The following is a 22,136-nucleotide window of genomic DNA, read 5'->3' as shown; positions in this document are numbered from 1 at the left end:
TCACGATGATGAGCGTGGAGGCGCAGCGGTCCAACGCCGGTGGTCCGACGTTGTCGCGGGGAAGCACGGTCGCGCCGCGCGGCTAAAGCGCCAGCCACAGCGCACACGTTGCCGCTGCCAACGACAACGGCGTCGTGAGTGCCCCGAGCCTCAGGAACTCGCCCACCGGCGGATGTTGCCCGTGCCGGACGACAACCCGTCGCCACAGGAGCGTCGCCAGCGAGCCGAGATAAGTCGCGTTCGGGCCGATGTTCACGCCGAGCAGCACGGCGAGCAGCACGCCCTGATTCGGGTGCGGGCCGAGGACGGACAGCAGGATCAGCGTCGCGGGCAGGTTGTTGACGACGTTCGCCAGCACCGCCGCGATGGCTGCGGCGAGGAGCAGTTCGGGCAGCCCGGCCGTGGTCGGCAGAATTGAGCGCAGCAGCCCGCCGAGGACGTGTTCGTCGACCGCTTCCACCACCACCGCGAGGGCGAGCACGAAGAGGATCAGCAGCGGGGATGCCTCGGTGATCACCTGCCACGGCCGGATCTTCCGCTCTGCCAAGGCTTTCGCGGCCAGGACGAGTGCGGTCAGCGCGGCGATCCAGACCGGTTCGACGTGCACCAGCTGTCCGGTCGCGAATCCGGCCAGCATCACCGCCAGCACGACGAGGGTGAAGACCGGCGCTTCGCGGTGTTCCGGCTGACGGGTGCTGGCCGGTTCGCGGAGGTCCTTGCGGAAGAACCAGGCGAACGCGGCGAGTTCGACGGCGAGGGTGACCAGCCAGGGCAACGCCATCAGCGCGGTGAAACCGGCGAAGGTGAGGCCGGACGCGGTGAAGGCGAGCAGGTTCGTCAGGTTGGAGACGGGGAACAGCGTCGACGCCGAGTTGGCCAGGTGCGCGCACGCGTACACGTGCGGGCGCGCGGTGAGCTTCAGTTCCGCCGCCGTGGCGAGGACGACCGGGGTCAGCAGGACGACGGTGGCATCGAGACTCAACACCGCGGTGACGATCGCCGCTGCGGCGAAAGTGAGCAGCAGCAGCCGAGGCTGACGTCCTCGGCAGATTTCGGCGAGTTCGGCGCCTAGCCAGGTGAAGACGCCTTCGCCTGCGGCGAGGTGGCTGACCAGCAGGATCGCTGCGAGAAAGCCCATCGTCGGCAGCATCTGGACGACCCGCTCGCCTGCTTCGTGCGGGGAAGTCAGGCCGAGCGCGAGGACGACACCGGCGGCGGGGACCGCGAAGACTGCCTCCGGGAGGCCGCGTGGACGCGCCATGGCGAACCAGAGCGTTCCGGCCAGGAGAAGCAGGGACAGGGCACCGTTCACCCCCGAACGCTAGCCGCCGCGAGATCTCAGATCCCCGCCGGTTCCGGGACTCCCGCGCCGCGTTCCAGCGCCCGCTCCTTCTCCCTGATCACCGGCAGCACCGCCCGGCCAAAGTGTTCGACGTCCTCCAGATAGTGCAAAAACCCGAGCAACAACAGGTTCGCGCCGCGCTTTTTGTACTCGATCGCCCGGTCCGCGATTTGTTCCGGAGTGCCGATCAACCCGGTCCGGAATCCGTCGTTGTACTGCACCAGGTCCGCGAACTCCGAATCCGCCCACATGCCCTTGGTGTCCGAAGTGGACTTCCCGGCCTGCGCGACCGCCGAGCGGAATCCTTCGACCGCGGGCACGTTCGCCTTCGCCACGATCTCCCGCAGCACCTCGCGCGCCTCGGCTTCGGTCTCGCGGGCGATCACGAAGCCGTTCAGCCCGAATCGCACCGCGTGGTCGTTCTCGGCGGCGTACCCGCGCACCTCGTCGACCTGCTCGCTGAACCCGTCGAAATCCTTGCCGTTGCTGAAATACCAGTCCGAAACGCGACCGGCCAGCTTGCGCGCCGCGGTGGAGTTGCCGCCCTGGAAGACCTCCGGATGCGGCCGCCCGAGACCGGCGACCGGTTTGGGTTTGATGTCGAAATCGTGGATGCGGTAGAAATCGCCGCCGAACTCGGCGTGGTCGTCGGTCCACAATTCCTTGAGCACGCGGATGAACTCCTCCGAACGCCGGTAGCGCTCGTCGTGTTCGAGCCACGGCTGCCCGAGACCGGTGAACTCGTCTTTGAACCAGCCGCTGACCACGTTCACCGCGGCCCGGCCGCCGGAGATGACGTCCGCGCTCGCGATGAACTTCGCGAGCACGCCGGGCTGCCACAGTCCGGGATGGACGGCCGCGATGACCTTCAGCCGCTGCGTCGCGAGCAGCAGCGCCAGGCTGAAACCGGTGGATTCGTGCTGGTAGGCGGCCCCGTAGCTGGCGGTGTAGCGGACCTGGGTGAGCGCGTACTCGAAGCCGTTGTTCTCGGCGAGCACGGCCAGGTCGCGGTTGTACTCGTAGCCCCAATCGGTGCGCTGTTCGATGTCGCTGGTGACCAGGCCGCCGCTCACATTCGGGACCCAGTAAGCGAATTTCAGAGGTTCGTAGGGTTCAAGTGCGGACATGGCGGGAGTGAAACAGCGGCCGGGCGCGGGGGCAACGGGCGTCCACGCGGTGGAATGTGCCAACCCGTGCCGGTGCTCCGGCCGTCCCCGGGTACGCTGCTTCGGCGGACGAGCTGGCAGGACGGTCGCGGCCCGGGTTCTCCCGGTCCGAGGAAAGTCCGGACTCCGCAGGGCAGGGTGGTTGCTAACGGCAACCCGGGGCGACCCGCGGGACAGTGCCACAGAAAACAGACCGCCCCCGTCTCGCGACGGGGGTAAGGGTGAAACGGTGGTGTAAGAGACCACCAGCATCCCGGGTGACCGGGATGGCTCGGTAAACCCCACCCGGAGCAAGGCCAAGAGGGAGCAACGCTCCTGCGCAGGCGATCGAGGGCGGCCCGCCCGATGCCTGCGGGTAGGCCGCTGGAGCCTGCCGGCGACGGCAGGCCGAGATGGATGACCGTCGCCCGGTCCGCCGCGAGGCGGCCCGGGAACAGGATCCGGCTTACATGCCAGCTCGTCCGCCCGATCGCTACGATCGGGCGCATGGGTCAAGCCGTCGCCGCCGCTGTCGCCTTCCGGACCACCTTCGACGCTCTGCACGCCCCCGTCTACTTCGCGCCAGAGACCCAGCAGCGGCTCGCCGCCGTCGGGCTCAAACCGGGGTCGATGACCTACTTCGCCAGCCGCTCCGCGGCGATGGGCGCGGTGGGACCGGGCACGGTTGCCGCGACCTTCTACAGCTTCAGCCCCAGCCTGATCGCGCACTTCGTCCCGCGTGTCTGGACGCTCGCCACCCCGGAGACCGTCCTGGAAGCCCGGCTCGCTGCCGTCGACGAGGTCTACCGCAGGCTGTTCGGCGACGAGACGCTCGCGTCCGCGGAAGTCGCCGAGGCGGCGGCGCTCGCGCGCGAAGCGACCGAAGGCTGTCGTCCGGAGGGGCGTCCGCTCTACGCCGCCCACGCGGACCTGGCGTGGCCCGAGCAACCGCACCTCGCGCTCTGGCACGCGACCACGCTGCTGCGCGAGCACCGCGGAGACGGGCACGTCGCGGCGTTGACCACGAATGGCCTGCCCGGTCTGGAGGCACTGGTCACGCACAGCGCGACGGCGAACGGAACACCGCCGGACACCGCCAAACGCACCCGCGGCTGGAGCGACGACGAGTGGGACGCGGCCGCGTCCAGGCTGGCCGCCGACGGAATCCTCGGCGCGGACGGCGCGCTCACCGAACGCGGGCTGGCGTTCCGCGAACGCGTCGAGACGGCGACGAACGCGGCTGCGGAGGGTCCGTGGCGGCACCTCGGCGAGGAGAAGACGGCTCGGCTGGAGGCCCTGTGCGCTCCGCTCAGCCGCCGGGTGATCGAAGCGGGCGCGATCCCGAGCAGCGCGTTCCGGGTCTGATCCGCGAGACGGTCTGGAACTGCCCAGGATCACGCTTTGTAGTGAACAAATGCGCACATCGGACGTGATGGTGACCGTTATCGCATCAGAGAGTGATCAATTCCGGATTGTTTTCCACACCGGTTGTCACTCACCGGACTCGCGGCGGAACGCCGATCGGGGCATGCCACACTGGTGCCTGCCCGACACGCCGGTCCGGGGCGCACTGAGAGTGAGCGCCGCACGATTTGCGGAGCCGCACCGCCGGAACACTGCGCAATCCGGGTGGCTTGGGTTATTCCGGAGCACCCTTGCCACGATGATGGAGGGCGAGGAATCCTGACCACCGGACCGCAGCACCCGCCCGCTAACCACAAGTCGACATCTACGCAGCGCGCTTTGACCATTACCCCTTGTAACGCCATGATGGTGTTCGTAGCTTCGCCGAAGCCAGAACAGCGCGGCGCCAACCGTGCACCGGGAGTATCGCGATGACCAGCATGACCGCCCTCGAGACGTTCGTGGCCGAAGGGCTCGGCACCAGCAACGTCCGCACCTGGCTGCTCGACAACGTCATCCCGCTCGTGCTGCTCGCGGTGGCGCTGCTGCTGCTGTGGCTCGGCGGCGGCAAGGGCGACAACGCGGGGGTCATGCGACGGCTCGCCGGCGTGGTCATCGCGCTCGCGATCATCGGACTCGCGGTCAGCGGCGCAGGCGTCAACGTGGGCCAGTGGATCGCCGGCCTCTTCACCGGCTGAGGCGGAGCAGGCGTGCGGATCAGGACCGATGACGAGGTGTACCGGGTCGATGCCGTCTGGCTCGGCCCGCCGAAAGCGACTTTTCCCTGGCGAGCCCGTTACGTGGCATGGCTCGTCGGCATTCCGGTCTTCCTGGTCGTGCTTACCGTGGAGCGGTGGGTCGGCTGGAGTTTCGGGTTCTTTTCCACGGCGTGGGCGTTCGTGGCCACGATCGTGATCACCAGGCTGATCACCGCCAAGATCAGCCACGAGCGCCCGCTGGGCGCGGTGATCGCGATGATGGGCCAGGAACTGCGCGCGCCGCGGGAACGGTCCTCGGGCACGGGCGGCGCGGTGAGCGCCAGCCGGGTCCGGGTGCGGGCGGAGCGCCCGCTGCCGAAGCACAAGAGAAGGCGGCAGTACCAGCACCGCGACCTTCGTCGCGGTGCTGGCGCGAGTGCCGGGAAACAGGGAGCACCACGAGCGCGCCGGAGCCGCCCCGCGGCTCGGGCCGGGAGGTAGTCGTTGTTCGGTCGCGGCGGAAGCCGAGGGAAGCGGGAACAAGACGTCCCTGCCGGCGCGTGGAACGCGCCGCCGCAGGGCCGTCCGCCGTCCGGCGGCAAGAACTCCGGCGGCAAGGGCCGCCGGCTGCCCGGTGAGCAGGCGATACCGGCGTACACGCCGTCGATCGCCGCGCGCAGCATCGACGGGCATCTGCTGCGGACCGGCTACGAGGTGTACGCCTGGTACCGGCTCGCGCCGCAGCGCTGGTCGTTCCGTTCCGATTCGCAGCGCCGCGACCTGATCGCGGCCATCGCGGGCCAGTACGCCGAACTGCAGGGCCGCTGGCTGCACCTGCGCGTCACGAACCGGCCGTACCCGATCCGGATGTGGGCCGAGGCGCACGTGTACAACGCGGTCGGCAGGCCGAACGACGTGCCCGGCGCGCTGTCGTTCGACGACTACCTGATCGGCGAGCAGCAGCAGCTGATGGGCCGCTCGATGGCGGAGAAAGAGGTCTACCTCGGCGTCCAGGTGCAGACCCGGCGGATGGTGGACCGCGCGGTCGAACGCGCCGCGCCGGTGCTGCGCCGGATCCTGCCCGAGGCGGTCGACGCCGAACTGGCCGCGCTCGACTCCGAGATCGAGCACCTCGACCAGGTCATCGGCAGCGCCGGGCTGGAAGGCCGTCCGGTGCACGCCGAGGAGATGTCCTGGCTGATGCACCGCTCGTGCTCGCTGGGCCTTCCCGCGCCGCGGAACATGCCCGCGGTGCCGGGCGCGGCCTGGGAGCCCGAGGACCTCGCCAGTTTCACCGACGCGGCTGATTTCCACGCCGACCCGTACGCGCCCACGGTCACCGTGCGCGGTCGCACCGGGTCCAACGCCGGCGTGTCGCGGCATCTCGCGGTGCTCACCGTCGGCCAGATGCACGGGCTGCAGATCCCCGAGGTCGACGATCCGTGGATCCAGCACGCGGACCGGCTGCCGGCGTCGGTCGAGGTGTCCGCGCGGATCTACGTGCGGCGTCCGGAAGAGGTGTCCGGCGAGCTGCAGCGGCAGATGAACAAAGTCCGCTCGCAGGTCAAGCACTACACCGACGAGCACGAGCTGGAACCGCCGCAGTCGCTGGCCCGCCAAGCGGGCCGGGTGCTGGAGATCGACGACGAGATGACGTCGGGCTTCACCGCGCTGGCCACCCGCGTGCGGTCGTGGTGGCGCCTCGCGGTGTCCGGCCCGACCGAACGCGACGCGCTGCGGCTGGCCCAGCAATTGCTGGACCTGTACAAGCCGAAGATCGCCATCGAGCACCCGGAAGCGCAGTACGCGATGGCCCGGGAATTCATCCCGGGCGAGCCGCTGGCCTCGGGCGCGTACATGCGCCGCGGTTCGGTGGTGTGGACGGCGTCCGCGGTGCCCACCGCGACCGCGGAGGTCGGCGACCGGCGCGGCATCCTGCTCGGCGAAACGGTCACCGCGACGCGGCGTCCGGTGGCCTGGGACCCGTGGATGGCGCAGGAGATCCGCGACGGATCGGGCCTCACCGCGATGGTCGCCGGACTCGGTGGCGGCAAGTCGTTCCTCGGCGGCGGCATCGTCTACAAGACGCTGCGGGCCGGGGCGCACTGGACGATCCTCGACCCCTCCGGCCCGCTGTCGCGGCTGTGCGACCTGCCGGAGATCCGGCCGTACGCGCGGCCGATCAACCTGCTCAACGCCCAGCCGGGCATCCTCAACCCGTACCGCGTGGTCGCCGATCCGCTGATCGAGCACTTCATGGACGAGGAGGACCCGGAACGCTCGTGGCGGCGCGAGAAGGCGCTGGCCGGAGCGACCCGGCGGCGGCTGGTGCTCGACGTGCTCACCGGCGTGCTGCCGTACGAGGTGTCGCGGATGGCGCAGACCCGGATCGTGCTGCTGCGCGCGGTGCGCGCGGTCGGCGGCCGGTTCGACGCGGACCCCGGCCAGGTCATCGACGCGCTGCGGCGGGATTCGAGCGAGCACCACGAGCACGCGGTCGTGGTCGCGGACTTCCTGGACGAGATGCGCGAGCGGATGGCGCTGCTGATCCCGGAGACCGACGCGGACCCGTACGCCGAGACCCGCGACGACCGGATGACCGTGCTGACCATGGCGGGCCTGACCCTGCCGAAGGACGGCGTGCCGCGCGAGTACTGGACCGACGCCGAATCGCTCGGCGTGGAAATGCTGAACCTCGCGGCGTGGCTGACCCAGCGGTCGGTGTACGAGAAGCCGAAGGAACTGCGCAAGGGCGTCTGGATCGACGAGGCGTTCTTCCTGTCCGAGGTGCCGACCGGGCGCGTGCTGATGAACCGGTTCGCCCGTGACTCGCGGAAGTGGAACGTCCGGGTGCTGCTGTCGTCGCAGATCCCGGCGGACTTCCTGAAGATCCAGGGTTTCGTGGCGCTGCTGGACTCGGTGTTCGTCGGCAGGCTGGACGACGACGACGCCCAGGCCGACGCGCTGCGGCTGCTGAAGGTGCCGGTCGGCGTGGGCTACGAGCAGGTCGTCGCCGCACTCGGCCGCCGGCCGGGAGCCCAGCGCGGGCTGGAACGCGACATGGAGCCCCGGCAGTTCATCTTCGGCGACGGCGCCGGCGGCGTGGAGCGCATCCGCGTCGACTTCTCCGGCCCGCATCTCGACCCGCTGCGCGCGGTCATGGACACCACCCCGGGTTCGCCCGACGCGCGCACGAAACCCGGCAGCGAACTCGTGGTACCCCACGAGGACGAGGCCAAGCCGTATGTCCCCGCCCCACCGGAGGACGACGAGCTGGAACACGACTTCGAACTCCAAGCGGAACTCGAGGTCGGTCTTGCCGACGAGCAGCTGCTGGGCTCGCCGGACCCGCTCGCGTCCGAGACCGGCGAGGTGGAGGGTGCAGTGCGCAACGGACGGCAGGAGGACCGGCACGCCCGCGCCGGCGGCAAAGGCGGCGGCACCGGCAGGGATGCCGCGTGAACCCCGGTGATCCGGGTCGGCCGGCGCCGGCCGTGAGGAGGCCTGCGTGAACACCGTCTTCACGCTGGCGTTCGTCCTCGCTTTCGCCGCCGGCTGGCACGCGCTGCGCAAACGCGTCAAGGAAGGTCCGAAGGCCGGTGGCCGTCGGCCGAGCCGGCGCGCGTCGCTGCTCGCTGTGGTCGCGGTGATCGGGCTGCAGACGGTGCTGTTCGCGCCTGCCGCCAATGCGGCGGCCTGCGGGGAATCGCCGAACCCGGAGCGGCCGGGCGCGGGCATGGTCGGCGCGCTCGACCCCGCCGAGGGCCACGGCGAGGCGGGCAGCCCGTACATCGATTACAGCTACGCCGGGTTCGTCTGGAACACCTACCAGACGAACTGCACGGCGTTGTCCGCCATCGCTTCGCCCAGCTCGACGATCGACACGTGGGCGGGCAACCAGCTCTTCAACGTCGGCAAGAACATCGTCGGCGCCACCAACTCGCTGCACTACACGGTGCTCGAGGGCGGTCTGCTCAACCCGATCTACAACGCGGTGAAGGCAGGCGCGGAGAAGGTCTACAACAACATCTACGCGCAGCTGTTCGGGCTGGTCGCGCTGATCCTGTCGATCATGTTGTTCCGCAACATCTGGCGCGGCGATCTGGCCGGGGTCAGCAAACGCGCGCTCTACGCGATGGCCGGCGTGTGGCTCGCGGCCTCGTCGCTGGCGATGCTGAGATATTTCGATCCGATCGACAAAGCGATCGTGCAGACCACCACGAACATCCAGGCCGGGTTCGTGGACGAGTCCGAGAACCGGGTCGTGCGGCACATCCTGCCGACCGACCTGCACACCGAAGTGGTCTACAAGAACTGGATGCGCGGGGAGTTCGGGTCGCCGGACGCGCCGCAGGCGACCCAATACGGCCGCCCGCTGCTCGACGCCCAGGCCTTCACCTGGGACCAGTTGCGCAACGGCGACGACGCGAAGCAGAACGTCGTCGACGCCAAAAAGGCGGCCTTCAAAGACATCTCCACCAAACTCGGCCCCGCCACCGGCTACTTCACCGGCGAGGCGGGCGGGCGCACCGGAGCCGGGTTCCTCGCGCTGGGCCAGAGCCTCGTCTACTCGCTCTTCCAGCTGCTGGCCAAGGCGTCCGTGCTGCTCGCGCAGGTGCTGATCCGGCTGTTCGCGCTCACCGCGCCGCTGATCGGCCTGATCGCGCTGCTGAACCCGGAGATCCTGCGCCGCGTGCTCAAGGTCGCCGGCGGCATCGCGTTCAACCTGGTCGTGCTGTCGGTGCTGGCCGGTGTGCACGCGCTGCTGCTGCAGGCGATCTTCGCCGCGGGCGACGGGCTCAACCTGCTCACCAAGATGGTCCTCGCCGGGCTCATCACGGTGCTGCTGTTCCTGGTCGGACGGCCGGTGCGGCGGCTGTGGCAGATGGTCGAGATGTCGGTCAGCATGGTCGGCGCGGCGGTGCCGTCTCCGGGCGGCGGGCTGTTCTCCCGCTTCCGCCGGAAGAACGGGCCGACGCCGCAGGACGAGTTCTGGCAGAACGTCCGCGACACCGACGACGTCGTCGACGGCGACCAGCGCGGCCCGATCGGCGCGACGGTCGGCGGCGGCCGGTACCGGCCCGAGGCGGCGGTGTTCGCCAGCTCGCAGCGGCTCGACAACGGCTCTCGCGCAGCCCGGCCCGCCGCGGCCTGGTCCGGTGCTCCGTGGCCGGGCGCGGTCGGTCCCGCGCAGTCCGCCGCGGGCGCGCTGCCCGCGGGCGGCGGTGGGGGTGCGCCGGTGTTCGGCCAGTACCACCCGGTGGCCGGTGCTCCTGGCGACTACGTCATGGCGGGCGCGCGGTGGCCGGTCAAGGAAAGCCGCCAGGTCGACACGTCTCCGATCGCGGACCGGCGGTGGAGCGACGAGCCGGAACCGGTGGTCGTCCCGTCCCGGATGAGCGCGCCGGACCGCGGGTACTCCGCCCCGGCCCCGGACCAGCCAGGGTTCACCGTGCCGACGCAAGGCATCCGGGCCCAGCCGCGCCGGGTGGATCCCGAGGTCGTGGCCGGGAAACCGGTGTTCGTGCTGTACCGCCCGTCGCGCGGCATCGAGGTCCGCGACACCGACCAGGTCATGGGGCGGTGACCGATGCCGATCCGCACCAACCGCGGCCGCACCGCGGTGTACCGCCGCCTGTGGGGCTTCCCGCTCCGCTCGCCCCGGCATCTCGTGGGCACGCTGGTGTTCCTCGCGCTGGTGATCACCGCGCTGGGCATCGGCCTGCCGAAGGTGCTGGGCAAACCGGCGTCCGCGCAGCCGGGAGCGGCTCCGCCGAACTCGTCGGCCGGGCCGCGCACCGGCGTCGCGGCCCCGGTGCCGAGCACTGAAACCCTGCCGACCCGGCTGTCGCAGCCGCTGGTCACCCCGACGTCGGCACCGCCGAGCCCGGAGGCGGTGAACGTCGCGAGGCAGTGGGCGAACGCCTGGGTCCGCCATCCGGCGGGCATCTCGAACGCCGACTGGCTCAACGGGATGCGCGGGCTCACCACCGACGAGTACCTCCCCGTCATGTCCACAGTGGACCCCGCGAACATCCCCGCCACCAAGGTCACCGGCGATCCGACGGTCACGCAGTCCTACTCCAGTTCGGTCAAGGTCGTGGTCCCCACCGACGGTCCGAAACTCAGCATCACCGTGGTCCAAACCAGCGCGGGATGGCGAGTGTCGGATTACGACCAGGCGAGCTGACCGTGAAGCTGGCCATTCTCGTCTCGGTGCTGATCGCCGCCGTTTTCGCCACGGTGCTCACCACCAACGTCGTGACGAAGGTCGTGAACGACCAGCAGCAGGCGGCGGCCGGCGGGATCGCGCTGACCTCGTGCGACGCCGCGATCGGCCCGACCCAGCCCGGCCAGCCGGAGCAGGGCGGGTCGGACGCCGCCGAACTCGACCAGGAGTCGCGCGGCACGGTTTCGCTCATCATCGCGATCGGCAAGCAGCGCAGCCTCGCGCCGCGCGCGTGGCAGGTCGCGATCCAGGCCGGGATGACCGAATCGCGGCTGCACAACGTGAACTTCGGCGACCGCGACTCGCTCGGCATCTTCCAGATGCGCCCGTCGATGAACTGGGGCAGCGCGGCCCAGGTCACCGACCCGAACTACGCGATCAACAAATTCTTCGACGTCCTGCTCGGCGTCCCGGACTGGGAAAACCTGCGCCCCGGCGACGCCGCGCAGCGCGTCGAGCGGTCCGGCTTCCCGGACCGTTATCACCGCTGGGAGGCCATGGCCGCCTCGCTGGTGCAGAACCTGGGCCAGATCACGGACGTGGTCGGCTGCGGGCAGGGCATGGGAGCCGCGCTGCCGCCGAGCCAGGCCGCCGCGCAGGCGATCAAGTTCGCTCTCGGCGAGCAGGGCAAGCCCTACATCTGGGGCGCGACCGGCCCGGATTCCTACGACTGTTCCGGCCTGATGCTGCGCGCCTACGAGTCGGCGGGCGTGATCCTGCCGCGCGTGTCGAAGGACCAGTACAAGGCGGGCGCGATGCTGCCGGTGCGCGAAGCACAGCCCGGCGACCTGATTTTCCTCGCCACCGACCCGGCCGACCCGACGACCATCCACCACGTCGCGATGTACCTGGGAGACGGCAAGATCGTCGAGGCCCAGCAGACCGGTGTCCCGGTGCACATCCGCCCGTTCTCGTTCGACGAGCGTCAAGTGGTGCCGCAGGCGGTGCGCCCCGGCGTCTAGCATGGGTGCGGGAGGCACCGGCTCTTGACCCGCGGGTGCCCAGTACCGCGGGTCCGGATTCACCCCGAAGTCGCGGCCTGTCCACGAGCACGTGGCCGCGCGCTGGCAGAGGATGGCACACGTGGCACGGAAATTCGGCAAGCGAGGCAAGACAGGCCAGAGCGAGCCCCAGGACCCGGCGGCGCTGTTCGGCACACCGCAGCCGCCGCGCCAGTCCGCGCACCCCGCGTCCAGCACCCCGTTGGCGGACCTGCTGAACCAGGGAATGCCCGGTGTCGACGGCGGGTACGTCGTCCTGCCGCGATCGCTGGCGGAGGGCATGTCGCTGCCGTGGCAGCAGCAGATGGCGGCTTTGCTGGCCCAGTTCCACGCGGAGCACGCCCGGTTGTCGTGGCCGGTGTACCGGGTGGTCCCGTCCCGTTACGAGCGGTTGGTCGATCTCGACGAGGAGCAGCTGGCCGAGGCGGGCTATCTCGTGGAGATGGACGCCGAGGGGGAGATGGTCTACCGGGAACGGAGCGGCCGGAAGGTCCAGGACCCGGACCGGACGACTGTGCTCGTGTCCTGTCTGGACCCGATCCCGCGCCCGGCCGCGGCTGGTCCGGCGCCTTCGGGAACGGAGCGACCGGTGGGGCCGTTGCCCGCGCCGGTGCCGATGAACATCGGACCCGCGCCGGTTTGGCGATCGGTGCCTAACGGTCCTGCTGAGGGGCTGGCTGGTCCGGTGAACACCGGTCAGGCACCTCCTCCCGCGCCGCGTCCGCCGGAGGAGCCGCGCCCGTCCGCCGGTGCTGAGCCGGTGGCGAACGGCCAGACCAAGGCTCCGGAACCGGCTGCGCCCGCGCCACCCGCCGCGACGGCTGACCAGGTTCCGGAGACCGTCAGCCCGGCCCCTGCGGCAGAACCACCCCAGTCCGACCCAGCGCCCGCAACCGACTCGGGCACGACTGTCGAAGAACCGGTTCGTCCGCACAACTCGGATTCCGCTCCGTCCGCAGTGGAGGAAGCACCGCCCGCGGTTCCCGCACCGGCGAGCCCGACCTCCGCGGCACCCGCATCTGCCCCGGCACCGCACGAAGCTCCCGCACAGCCGGCCGATCAGCAATTGCGGGCGAGGCAGTCGTGGCAGCCGAAGCCGTACGTCCACGAGCCGAGGCAGCCCGCACGTCCGGCGGAACCGTTGCCGCCGCAAGGAAATCCAGCGCACGGCCAGGCTCCGCAGCCGGGAGGGCATCAGCCGCAGTACGTCGCTCCGTCCCCGGCGCAGCAGACTCCGCCCGCGCCCCAACCCCCAGCGCAGCCGCCGTTTTCCGGGACGCCGCACCAGGTTCCGGCGGTGCCTCCCGCAGCGCCGGTCACGGAGCAGCCTACGAACCCTGCCGCGCAGCAGCCGTTCGTACCCAGCGCCCAGCAGCAACCTCCGGCTCAGCCGCTTCCGCCGACTGCACCTGCCGCGCAGCAACCGGCTCCGCCCGCACCTGGCCCGCAACAGACCGCGCCGGCGCAACAACCTCCGGCGCAGCCTGCCTCGCCACCACTTCCGCAGGCGAACCCTCCGGCACAGCAACCAATTCCGCCAGCGAACCCCCCGGCACAGCAACCGCTTCCGCCCGCACCCGGCGCCCCGTCGGCTCCGCCCGCGCAGCAATCCCCGGCGCAGCCGCAGGCAAACCCATCGCAGCCAGCGCCTCCCGCCACGGGCGCTCCGTTCCAGCTGCCACAGCCCAGCGGCCGCCGCCGACCCACCGAGACCGGGCCGGACGGGCGACCGCTGCCGGTTTTCCCCGGGCAGGAGACCGGCCCGTCCGCACCGCCGCCGCCGTCGCGGACCTATCGGGACGAGCCGCCGGTCTTTCCGGGCAAGGAGTCAGCCGTACCGCCGGTGCCGGATTACGGCGCTTCCTCCCCGGCGGACGACGCGGCGACCCCGCCCCGCGGCATCCCCGTTCCGGACAACCGAGACTGGTTCGACGAGCACCCCGACCACAAGGACGACGGCCCGGCCGACTTCGGGCCCACCGGGCAGCCCACGGAGGTCCCGTTCCGCTGGCGCAAGTGAGCGGGCAGGTGTCAGGCTGAACCCATGTCTGACGACCCGAACCCGGACCAGGGCTGGTACTACAACACCCGCACCCACGAAGTCGAGCACCTGGAGCGCAGCCGCGGAGTCGACCTCCTCGGCCCGTACCCGGACGAGGCCACGGCCCGCCGCGCGCTCGACATCGCCCGCGAACGCACCCGCCAGGCCGACGCGGCCGACCGCTCCTGGGACGGCGACTGACCTGGGCCGGTCAACCGTGGATCCGCGGCTTCGTGCGCGGCTGGCTCCACAGCTGCAGCAGACAACCGGAATCCGCGGTGTGGAACCGGATCCGGTAGTCGCCGTGTCCGGCGGGCAGGGGCGGGAGTTCCAGCTCCCGCCCGGCCACCTCGCGCAGGACGGCGTGGCCGGAAGGAAAACGGCAGCTCAGCTCCGCGATCCGGCGATAGGACCGGTCGGGGCCGGGGTCGCCGGGAGACAGCGTCACGGTCAGGGGAAGGTCGCCGTCGTGGACGGGAGACCAGAACAAGGCCGCGCCGGGGACGGCGTCGATCAGGTCCGCGGTCTCGGCCGACGCCGGGATCGGCAGGATGTCGCCGAGCCGACGGCCTCGGTCGAGGAGCACGAACTGGCCGGTCCGGACACGCAGGACGAAGCCGAGTCGTTCGGTTCGCGCGGTCGCGCGCCGGTCGGGGGCCACTTCCTCGGGGAGGCCGTCGGGGAAGCCGTGCCCGGCGAGGTATTCGGCTAGCTCCGCGTCGGTGACCTGCCGGGCGCGGTCGGCGAGGCCGGGGACGTCTCCCGGCTCCGGTCGTTCGTACCTGCTGACGACCACCACCTGACCCGGGCCCTCGGGCAAGGGCCCGGGCCATTGGCTCACCGAGACCGTCCCGCAGTTTCGGCAGGCGACCCGTCTGATGTTGACGGTCCCGCCGGACGCGTCGGCCCGCGTTTCGGTCGGCTCGAAGGCGAACTCGGGGAAATCGTGCGGACGACCGCAGGCGCGCAGGATCTGGTCCATCGCGACGTCTTCTCGGGTCGGGACGGGGTTCACTGGTCGCCTCTCGGCTGAGCCAGCAGTTCGCGGCCGCGTTCTCCGGTGAAGCTGGCCGCCAATACCGGGTCGGCGAGCAGCGCGATCGGGGCAACGTGGTCGGCGCTGCGAGGCCGCCAGTGCACCAGTGCCGCCCGCACGGCGCGCCACAAGGCTTCGGGGTCGTCCGGGTGCTGGTCCAGTGCTTCCCTGACCCGTAGGTCGAACTCCGGGTTGCCGAACCTCGGGCGCGGCCCGTCCCGTCGAAGCCGGGCCTGGCCCTCGCCGACGGCGAGCTGGATCTCCGGACTCTCGCCCATCATCGCCGTCCGCAGCGTCGAGTGGTGGTAGGGCGTGGTGGCGCGGGCGTGCTCGGCCAGCAGCCACGGCATGAACTCCTCGGTGAACAGCGGATCGGCGAAAAAACCGTCGCGCGCGAACTCCGAGTGCAGCAGCCTGCTCAGCGAAAGTCCGGCCGGGTAGTCGCGGCCGAGAAAAAGATCGAGCTGGACCATCAGCACCGTCGCCCGGTCACGGCCGAACTTCTCGGCTTGCTTGAGCACCGCCGCGGCACTGTCGACCTCGCCGGCGAGAGCGTCGAGCCGGGCTTGTTCCACCTTGGCGTCCCATGCGTCGCGGGTCTCGCCTTCCGGCCGGTGCAGCCGGTGGAAATCGGCGTACAGGTCCTCCATCAACGCGGCGAAGGACGCGAACTTGGCAGGCGGCGCGGCCAGCCAGGAGAACAGGCTGTAGGCCGCCCATTCACCGGCCTCGTCGACGTCGCCAGGGTCGAGGAACAAGATCCCGACGTCGGCCTCGAGCGAGATCAGCAGCCCTCGGCTGAATTTGTTGCCCTCGCTCGGATTCGGCTCGCCTTCGGAGAGCTCTTCCCACTCCTCCCAGTGCGGCTCGAGGTCGCGCAGCCATCCGAGATTGGCGGTGTCCCGCATGCGCCGGACGGACGGTCCGGCGTCTCGCCAGCCGTCTGTGGTCAGCAGGAACTCCCGATACGACGGCGGCAGTTTCCGGCCGAGGCGCGCCTCCGCCCCGGCGACCGCCTCCACGCTCGCCGGGGCGAAGCCGAGCCACCGATCGCGCAGGACTTGCGGGTCGAGGTCGGCGGGCTTCGCGCTCTGGACCCACTCCGCGCTCCACCGAGACAGCCATGGTCTCCAGTCCATAGCCGCCATTATGTCGGCGCGGCTCCGCCTCAGGCGGCCAATTCGGCGAGGTCTCCGGTTATCCCGCCACCAACGCCGGATCCAGGACGAACTCCGGGTCCACCTGCTCCTCCAGGTCCGCTCCCGCGCGCCCGTTGCCCCAGGCCCGCGCGTTGCGCAGGTGGAACTCCACGCCCTGCCGCTGGTATCGCGCCCAATCGCGTGGTGTCGTGTCCACCAGGTCTTGCATCGCGGCCAGCGTCGCCAGGTTGCGCGGCTCCAGTTCGCCGATCGGCCGGGTGGTCCCGCGTTCGGCGGCTCGGACATGTCCGGACGTCGTCATCCAGCCCAGCAGCACCGAACCCAGTTGCGTGGTCAGGAAATCGACGTCGTCGCTGTCGGTGACCTTGTTTCCGACGGCTACCAGGTGAACCCCGAAGTCCCGCGCGTGATCCGCGTACTGACGGTAAACGCCGACGCTGCGCAGGGTCGGTTCGCACACCAGGAAGGTCACGTCGAAGCGCGTGAACAGGCCCGAGGCGAACGCGTCCGCACCGGCAGTCATGTCCATCACGACGTACTCGTCCGTGCCGTCCACCAGGTGGTTCAGCAGCAGTTCAGCCGCGCCGACCTTCGAGTGGTAGCAGGCGACGCCGAGGTCGTCCTCGTCGAATTTGCCGGTGACGCCCAGGCGGACGTCGCCCAGCGGGCGGAAGCAGGCGTCGAAGACGGGGTTGTCCTCGAAGGGGCGCACGAGCCGTGAGCCGCGGCCGGGCGGGGTGGTTTTGATCATCGCGTCGGCGGACGGGATCCGCGGGTTGTCGCCGCGCAGGTAGTCCTTGATCAGCGGCATGTTCTCGCCCAGCGTCGGCCAAGCCAGCGCCTGTTCCTCGGTCGCGCCCAGGGCTACCGCCAGGTGCTGGTTGATGTCGGCGTCGATGGCCAGCACCGGTTTGCCCGCACCCGCCAAGTACGAGACGAACAGCGACGAGAGCGTGGTTTTCCCGCTGCCGCCCTTGCCGACGAACGCGATCTTCACCGATTCGACCCCTTCTGAAAATGAAGACGGTTATCAATGCCAGGCAGGCTACACCCGACCGGCCCGCGCCCGAACGGGCGATCATCGGCGGTTCGGCGGGATAGTGTTGGACCGTGCCGCCACTCGTGCTGAGGACGCCAGCGTCGGGAGGGGACTTCGGTCGTCTCCGGGCGGAGTTCGCGCTGCCGGAGTCGTTCGGGCCCGCGGTGCTCGCGGAGGCCGAAACGGCGGTGCTCGATCCGCTCGCGTCGGCCGGCGGCCGCGAGGACGCCACTGACCTGCCGTTCGTCACGATCGATCCGCCCGGGTCCAAGGACCTCGACCAGGCGATGGTGATCGAGCGGCTCGGCAGCGGGTTCCGGGTGCAATACGCGATCGCGGACCTGGCGGCGTTCGTGCCGCCGGGCGGGGCGCTCGATCACGAGGCGCGGCGGCGCGGGCAGACGCTGTATCTCCCGGACGGCAACGTCCCGCTGCATCCGCCGGTGCTGTCCGAGGGCGCGGCCAGCCTGCTGCCGGGGGAGACCCGGCCCGCGGTGTTGTGGACGATCGACGTCGACGAGGGCGGGGAAATCCTCGCCACCCGGGTCCGGCGGGCGTTGGTGCGTTCGACCGAGCAGCTCGACTACGAAGGGGTGCAGTCGTCGCTCGACGCCGGGCGGCCGCATCCGTCGGTGGCCGCGTTGCCGGAGCTGGGACGGTTGCGGCGCGCTCTGGCGGTGCAGCGCGGCGCGGTCGAGTTGCAGTTGCCGGAGCAGGAGATCAGCGGCGACATCGACGGCGGCTGGATTCTCGCGCGCCGGCCGCGGACGGTCGTCGACGCGTGGAACGCCGAAATCTCTTTGCTCACCGGGATGGCCGCGGCGCGGATCATGATCGACGCCGGGATCGGGGTGCTGCGGACGCTGCCTTCGCCGGAGCCGGACGCGGTGGAATGGCTGCGCCGGTCCGCGGCGGCGACCGGGCTGGCCTGGCCGGTCGAGCTGACGGTGTCCGAGTTTCTGTCTACTTTGGACCCGGGGCAGCCCGCGTCGATGGCGTTGTATGCCGACACCACCAGGCTTTTGCGGGGCGCGGGGTACACGGCCTTCGCCGGGGAATTGCCCGCGGTGACGACGCATGCCGGGATCGGCGGGGCGTACGCGCACGTCACGGCGCCGATTCGGCGGCTGGTTGACCGGTTCGGCACCGAGGTGTGCCTGGCGGTGACGGCGGGGCGCGAAGTGCCGGATTGGGTCCGCGAAGCGTTGTCTGAAGTGCCGGCGCAGATGTCCGCTTCGGACAGTCTGGCCGCGCGGGTGGAGCGCGCGTGCATAGATCAGGTCGAGGCGTGGGTACTCGCTGAACATGTGGGTCACGAGTTCACCGCGGTGGTGCTGCGTGCGGAAGAGACGCGCGCGGAGATCCTGGTCGAGAATCCGCCGGTGATGGCGAAGTGCTCCGGCGAGAAGTTCCCGGAGGGCGAGCGGATTGCGGTGCGGCTGACCGAAGTGGACGTCGAGCAGCGGAAGGTGTCGTTCGAACGGGTATGAGGAACGCGGAACTGGTCGATGATCTCGGCGAGCCGGTGCCGATCGAGGGGCCGCCGCGGCGGGTGGTGTCGCTGGTGCCGTCGCTGACCGAGGCGGTCGAGGTCAGCGCGCCCGGGCGGCTGATCGGGGCGACGGATTACTGTACGCATCCGGCCGATCTGGACGTGGAACGGGTCGGCGGGTCGAAGTACCCGAAGCTCGACCGGGTGCTCGCGCTCGAACCGGATCTGGTGCTGGCGAATTCCGAGGAGAACCGGCCGGAGGACGTCGAAACCCTGCGCGCCAACGGGATTCCGGTGTTCGTCATGGCGGCGGCGGAATCCGTGCCTGCCGCGTTGGGATCATTGCGGCGGATTTTCGGCCAGGTGTACGGCATCGACGAACCGGAATGGCTCGACACCGCGGACGAGCTGTGGCGCGAAGTGGAACCGGTGCGGCACCGGGCGGTGATTCCGGTGTGGCGCAAGCCGTGGATCGTGCTGGGGCGCGACACCTTCGCCGGTGATGTGCTGCGCCGCGTCGGGATCGAGAATGTCTACTCAGGACACTCCGAGCGGTATCCCCGGCCGTCGCTGGAAGAACTCCAGAAGACCGAGGCCGACCTGGTCGTACTGCCCGACGAGCCGTACGAATTCACCCAGGACGACGGCCCCGGCTTCTTCCCGGAGATGCGCCCGGTGCTGATTTCCGGGCGCTACCTCACGTGGTACGGACCGTCCCTCGTGGACGCCTACGCGGTGCTCAGAGAGTCAGTCCGGTAAGGACAGTCACGCGCTCCTCGGTGAAGTCCGCCATGGCCGCCGCCGGGCCTTCGCGGCCGACGCCGGAGTCCTTCACCCCGCCGTAAGGCATCTGGTCGGCGCGGAAGCTCGGCACGTCGCCGACCAGCACGCCGCCCACCTTGAGCCTCGCCGACACATCGAACGCAGTCGGCAGGTCGCGAGTGAACACGCCGGTCTGCAAACCGAAGCGGGACGCGTTGATCCGCTCGACGCCGTCGTCCACAGAGGACACCCGGACCAGCGAGACCACCGGGCCGAACACCTCGTCCGCCATCACCGAAGCGTCCTCGGGAGCTTCGGCGAGCACGGTCGGCTCCACCGTCGCACCCTTGCGGCCGCCACCGGCCAGCAGCTTGGCACCGGCGACAACCGCGTCGGTGACCCAGGATTCGACTCGCGTAGCGGCCGCCTCGTTGACCAGCGGGCCCACGTCGACGCCGTCCTCGCGCGGGTTTCCGGTGCGCAGCGCGGCAACCTGCTCGAGAACCTTCGCCTGCAACTCGTCGTAGACGTCGGTGTGCGCGTAAACCCGCTGCACCGAGATACACGACTGTCCGGCCTGGTACATGGCGAACGTCGCGATCCGCTGCGCGGCGAAGTCCAGGTCAGTCCAATCCGGACAGACGAGCACCGCGCCGTTGCCGCCGAGCTCCAGCGCGACGTGCTTGCGCGGCACGCTGTCGCGGATCGCCCAGCCGACCGGCACCGAACCGGTGAACGACACGACCGGCAGCCGCGGGTCCTTGACCAGTTCGGCGGTCGCTTCGTTGCCCAGCGGCAGAATCGACCAGCTGCCCGCCGGAAGATCGGTCTCGGCGAGGATTTCGCCGAGCAGCAGCGCGGTCAGCGGCGTCGCCGGGGCGGGCTTGAGCACGATCGGCGCGCCGACCGCGATCGCCGGGGCGACCTTGTGCGCCACCAGGTTCAGCGGGAAGTTGAACGGCGTGATGCCCAGCACCGGGCCGCGCGGCACACGCCGGACCAGCGCGAGCCGTCCGGTGCCGCCCGGGTCGGTGTCGAGGCGCTGCAGGTCGCCGGAGAACCGGCGGGCTTCCTCGGAGGCCCAGCGGAACGTCGACACCGCACGGCCGATCTCGCCGCGCGACCACTTCAGCGGCTTGCCCGATTCGGCGGTGATCAGCTGCGCGATCTCTTCCGCCCGCTCGGAAAGCCGCCGCGAGATGTGGTCCAACGCGCCCGCACGGACGTGCGCGGGCAGCGTCGCGTACTCGTCGGCGACGTCCGCCGCGGCCTGGACGGCGACCTCCACATCGGACGGTCCGGGCAGGTAGTGCGAACCGGCTTCGGAGCCGTCGAACGAATGCCGGACGACGGTCGTTTCGCTGCTGGTTACCGGCTTTCCGGCCACCCAGAACGGGAAAGTCACTTGCGGGCCTCCGTGGCGATCGCGTACTCGAGAACGGCGAGGCCTTCGTCGAGCAACTCGTTGGACAGGGACAGCGGGGGAAGCAGCCGGACGATGTTGCCGTAGGTGCCGCAGGTCAGCACCACGACACCCTGCGCATGGCAGGCGGCGGCAATGCGTTTGGTGAGGTCAGCGTCCGGCTCGTTCGTGCCGGGCTTGACGAACTCGGCCGCCAGCATCGCGCCGCGTCCGCGGACGTCGCCGATCACGCCGGTTTCCTCGGCCAGCGCGCGAAGTCGCGGCAGCACCAGTTCTTCGATGCGCTTCGCGGAACCGGTCAGGCCGTCGTTGCGCATGGTCTCGATCGCGCCCAGCGCCGCGGCGCACGCGATCGGGTTGCCGCCGTAGGTGCCGCCGAGCCCGCCCGGGCCGACCGCGTCGAGCAGCTCCGCGCGCCCGGTCACCGCGGCGAGCGGAAGGCCGCCCGCGATGCCCTTGGCCGTGCAGACCAGGTCCGGGATGACGTCCTCGTGCTGTGAGGCGAACCAGTTGCCGGTGCGGCAGAAGCCGGTCTGCACCTCGTCGGCGACGAACACGACGCCGTTCGCCTTGCACCACGCGGAAATCGCGGGCAGGAAGCCGGGAGCCGGTTCGATGAATCCGCCCTCGCCCTGGATCGGTTCGAGCACGACGGCCGCGACCTGGTCGCCGCCGATCTGCTTCTCGATCCGGTCGATCGCCTGCCGCGCGGCCTCCGGGCCGGCCAGCCCGTCGCGGTACGGGTACGAGCCCGGCACGCGGTACACCTCGGGCGCGAACGGGCCGAAGCCGTGCTTGTAGGGCACCGATTTCGCGGTCATGCCCATGGTCAGGTTGGTACGGCCGTGGTAGGCGTGGTCGAACACCACGACGGCCTGGCGACCGGTGGCGGTGCGCGCGATCTTCACCGCGTTCTCGACCGCTTCGGCGCCGGAGTTGAACAGCACCGACTTCTTCGCGTGGTCGCCCGGCGTCAGCTCGGCCAGCGCCTCGCAGACCTCCACGTAACCCTCGTACGGGGTCACCATGAAACAGGTGTGGGTGAACAGCGCCGCCTGCTCGCGCACCCGGTCGACCACCTCGGGCGCGGAATGCCCGACGCTCGTCACCGCGATCCCGGAACCGAAGTCGATCAGCACGTTGCCGTCGGCGTCGGTGAGCAGGCCGCCGCTGGCGGAGGTGATATAGGCGGGCAGCGTGGACGCGACCCCGGCCGCGACCGCGTTCGCGCGGCGTTCTTGCAGCGCGCGGGAGACGGGCCCGGGGATCTCGGTCTGCAGCCTGCGCTGCCGGGGTGCCGGAGCCTGCGGCTCGGCGGCGGTGCTGGTGGTCACGGCGCTCCTACGTCGCGGGTCGTGAGTGCT

At 70.5% G+C, this 22,136-nt stretch carries 18 protein-coding genes and 1 other RNA gene; 12 read left to right on the top strand and 7 right to left on the bottom strand.

Features of this window, described 5'->3' with window-relative positions; translation table 11 throughout:
* Window positions 1–82: 82 nt before the first annotated feature.
* Window positions 83–1,261: an SLC13 family permease gene (locus ABD156_RS46590; RefSeq protein ID WP_344288887.1), complete on the bottom strand. Its 1,179-nt coding sequence runs from the start codon at window positions 1,259–1,261 to the stop codon at window positions 83–85.
* 77 nt (window positions 1,262–1,338) lie between these two features.
* Window positions 1,339–2,469: a dimethylsulfone monooxygenase SfnG gene (sfnG, locus tag ABD156_RS46585; protein WP_344288462.1), complete on the bottom strand. Its 1,131-nt coding sequence runs from the start codon at window positions 2,467–2,469 to the stop codon at window positions 1,339–1,341.
* Between the two features lie 109 nt (window positions 2,470–2,578).
* Between sfnG and rnpB the strand changes: the two genes are divergently transcribed.
* The 10 genes from rnpB to ABD156_RS46535 all read left to right on the top strand — a co-directional run bounded on the left by rnpB (window position 2,579) and on the right by ABD156_RS46535 (window position 14,061).
* An RNA gene (gene rnpB, locus ABD156_RS46580) (RNase P RNA component class A) lies at window positions 2,579–2,972 on the top strand.
* A gap of 22 nt (window positions 2,973–2,994) precedes the next feature.
* Window positions 2,995–3,852 (top strand): SCO6745 family protein, encoded by an 858-nt coding sequence (locus ABD156_RS46575; protein ID WP_344288460.1) that lies wholly within the window; start codon window positions 2,995–2,997, stop codon window positions 3,850–3,852.
* Between the two features lie 470 nt (window positions 3,853–4,322).
* A complete protein-coding gene (locus ABD156_RS46570) occupies window positions 4,323–4,589 on the top strand; it encodes a hypothetical protein (RefSeq protein WP_344288458.1) in 267 nt (88 codons plus the stop codon).
* Window positions 4,590–4,601: 12 nt separating this feature from the next.
* Window positions 4,602–5,090 (top strand): hypothetical protein, encoded by a 489-nt coding sequence (locus ABD156_RS46565; protein WP_344288456.1) that lies wholly within the window; start codon window positions 4,602–4,604, stop codon window positions 5,088–5,090.
* Window positions 5,091–5,093: 3 nt separating this feature from the next.
* Window positions 5,094–8,051, top strand: a complete 2,958-nt coding sequence (locus tag ABD156_RS46560; protein ID WP_344288454.1) for an ATP-binding protein — start codon at window positions 5,094–5,096, stop codon at window positions 8,049–8,051.
* Window positions 8,052–8,097: 46 nt separating this feature from the next.
* A complete protein-coding gene (locus ABD156_RS46555) occupies window positions 8,098–10,176 on the top strand; it encodes a magnesium transporter (RefSeq protein WP_344288452.1) in 2,079 nt (692 codons plus the stop codon).
* Window positions 10,177–10,179: 3 nt separating this feature from the next.
* Window positions 10,180–10,779, top strand: a complete 600-nt coding sequence (locus tag ABD156_RS46550) for a hypothetical protein (protein ID WP_344288450.1) — start codon at window positions 10,180–10,182, stop codon at window positions 10,777–10,779.
* A 2-nt stretch (window positions 10,780–10,781) separates the two neighbouring features.
* Window positions 10,782–11,780, top strand: a complete 999-nt coding sequence (locus ABD156_RS46545; protein ID WP_344288885.1) for a C40 family peptidase — start codon at window positions 10,782–10,784, stop codon at window positions 11,778–11,780.
* 121 nt (window positions 11,781–11,901) lie between these two features.
* Window positions 11,902–13,839, top strand: a complete 1,938-nt coding sequence (locus tag ABD156_RS46540; RefSeq protein WP_344288448.1) for a hypothetical protein — start codon at window positions 11,902–11,904, stop codon at window positions 13,837–13,839.
* 24 nt (window positions 13,840–13,863) lie between these two features.
* Window positions 13,864–14,061 (top strand): hypothetical protein, encoded by a 198-nt coding sequence (locus ABD156_RS46535; protein WP_037815747.1) that lies wholly within the window; start codon window positions 13,864–13,866, stop codon window positions 14,059–14,061.
* Between the two features lie 10 nt (window positions 14,062–14,071).
* On the opposite strand, the gene ABD156_RS46530 is transcribed toward ABD156_RS46535, so the two are convergent.
* From ABD156_RS46530 to ABD156_RS46520, 3 genes are read right to left on the bottom strand one after another with little or no spacing between them, the layout of a single operon-like run.
* Window positions 14,072–14,842, bottom strand: a complete 771-nt coding sequence (locus tag ABD156_RS46530) for a hypothetical protein (RefSeq protein WP_344288447.1) — start codon at window positions 14,840–14,842, stop codon at window positions 14,072–14,074.
* A gap of 29 nt (window positions 14,843–14,871) precedes the next feature.
* The gene (locus ABD156_RS46525) at window positions 14,872–16,035 is read right to left on the bottom strand and encodes an SMI1/KNR4 family protein (RefSeq protein WP_344288445.1); all 1,164 of its coding nucleotides are present in this window, start codon (window positions 16,033–16,035) and stop codon (window positions 14,872–14,874) included.
* Between the two features lie 58 nt (window positions 16,036–16,093).
* A complete protein-coding gene (locus ABD156_RS46520) occupies window positions 16,094–17,053 on the bottom strand; it encodes an ATP-binding protein (protein ID WP_344288443.1) in 960 nt (319 codons plus the stop codon).
* Window positions 17,054–17,166: 113 nt separating this feature from the next.
* Between ABD156_RS46520 and ABD156_RS46515 the strand changes: the two genes are divergently transcribed.
* Together ABD156_RS46515 and ABD156_RS46510 are read left to right on the top strand one after the other, a co-directional pair.
* Window positions 17,167–18,585, top strand: a complete 1,419-nt coding sequence (locus ABD156_RS46515) for an RNB domain-containing ribonuclease (protein WP_377926003.1) — start codon at window positions 17,167–17,169, stop codon at window positions 18,583–18,585.
* Window positions 18,582–19,346 carry a helical backbone metal receptor gene (locus tag ABD156_RS46510; RefSeq protein ID WP_344288441.1) on the top strand — a complete coding sequence of 255 codons (765 nt, stop codon included), beginning with the start codon at window positions 18,582–18,584 and terminating at the stop codon, window positions 19,344–19,346. Before ABD156_RS46515 ends, ABD156_RS46510 begins: the two co-directional genes overlap by 4 nt.
* Here ABD156_RS46510 and ABD156_RS46505 read toward each other — a convergent pair.
* Both ABD156_RS46505 and gabT read right to left on the bottom strand, forming a co-directional pair.
* Entirely contained in the window at window positions 19,327–20,754 is a 1,428-nt protein-coding gene (locus ABD156_RS46505) for an aldehyde dehydrogenase family protein (protein WP_344288439.1), read from the bottom strand. The two genes, ABD156_RS46510 and ABD156_RS46505, sit on opposite strands and share 20 nt — an antisense overlap.
* Complete coding sequence (gene gabT, locus ABD156_RS46500) at window positions 20,751–22,106, bottom strand: 4-aminobutyrate--2-oxoglutarate transaminase (protein ID WP_344288437.1); 1,356 nt, start codon at window positions 22,104–22,106, stop codon at window positions 20,751–20,753. Before gabT ends, ABD156_RS46505 begins: the two co-directional genes overlap by 4 nt.
* Window positions 22,107–22,136 lie beyond the last annotated feature (30 nt).

The sequence above is a fragment of the Amycolatopsis albidoflavus genome (assembly GCF_039525725.1).
GTDB classification, from domain to species: domain Bacteria; phylum Actinomycetota; class Actinomycetes; order Mycobacteriales; family Pseudonocardiaceae; genus Amycolatopsis; species Amycolatopsis albidoflava.
The sequence above is the reverse complement of the archived record's forward strand: the minus strand, read 5'-3'. Positions and strand labels throughout refer to the sequence as shown.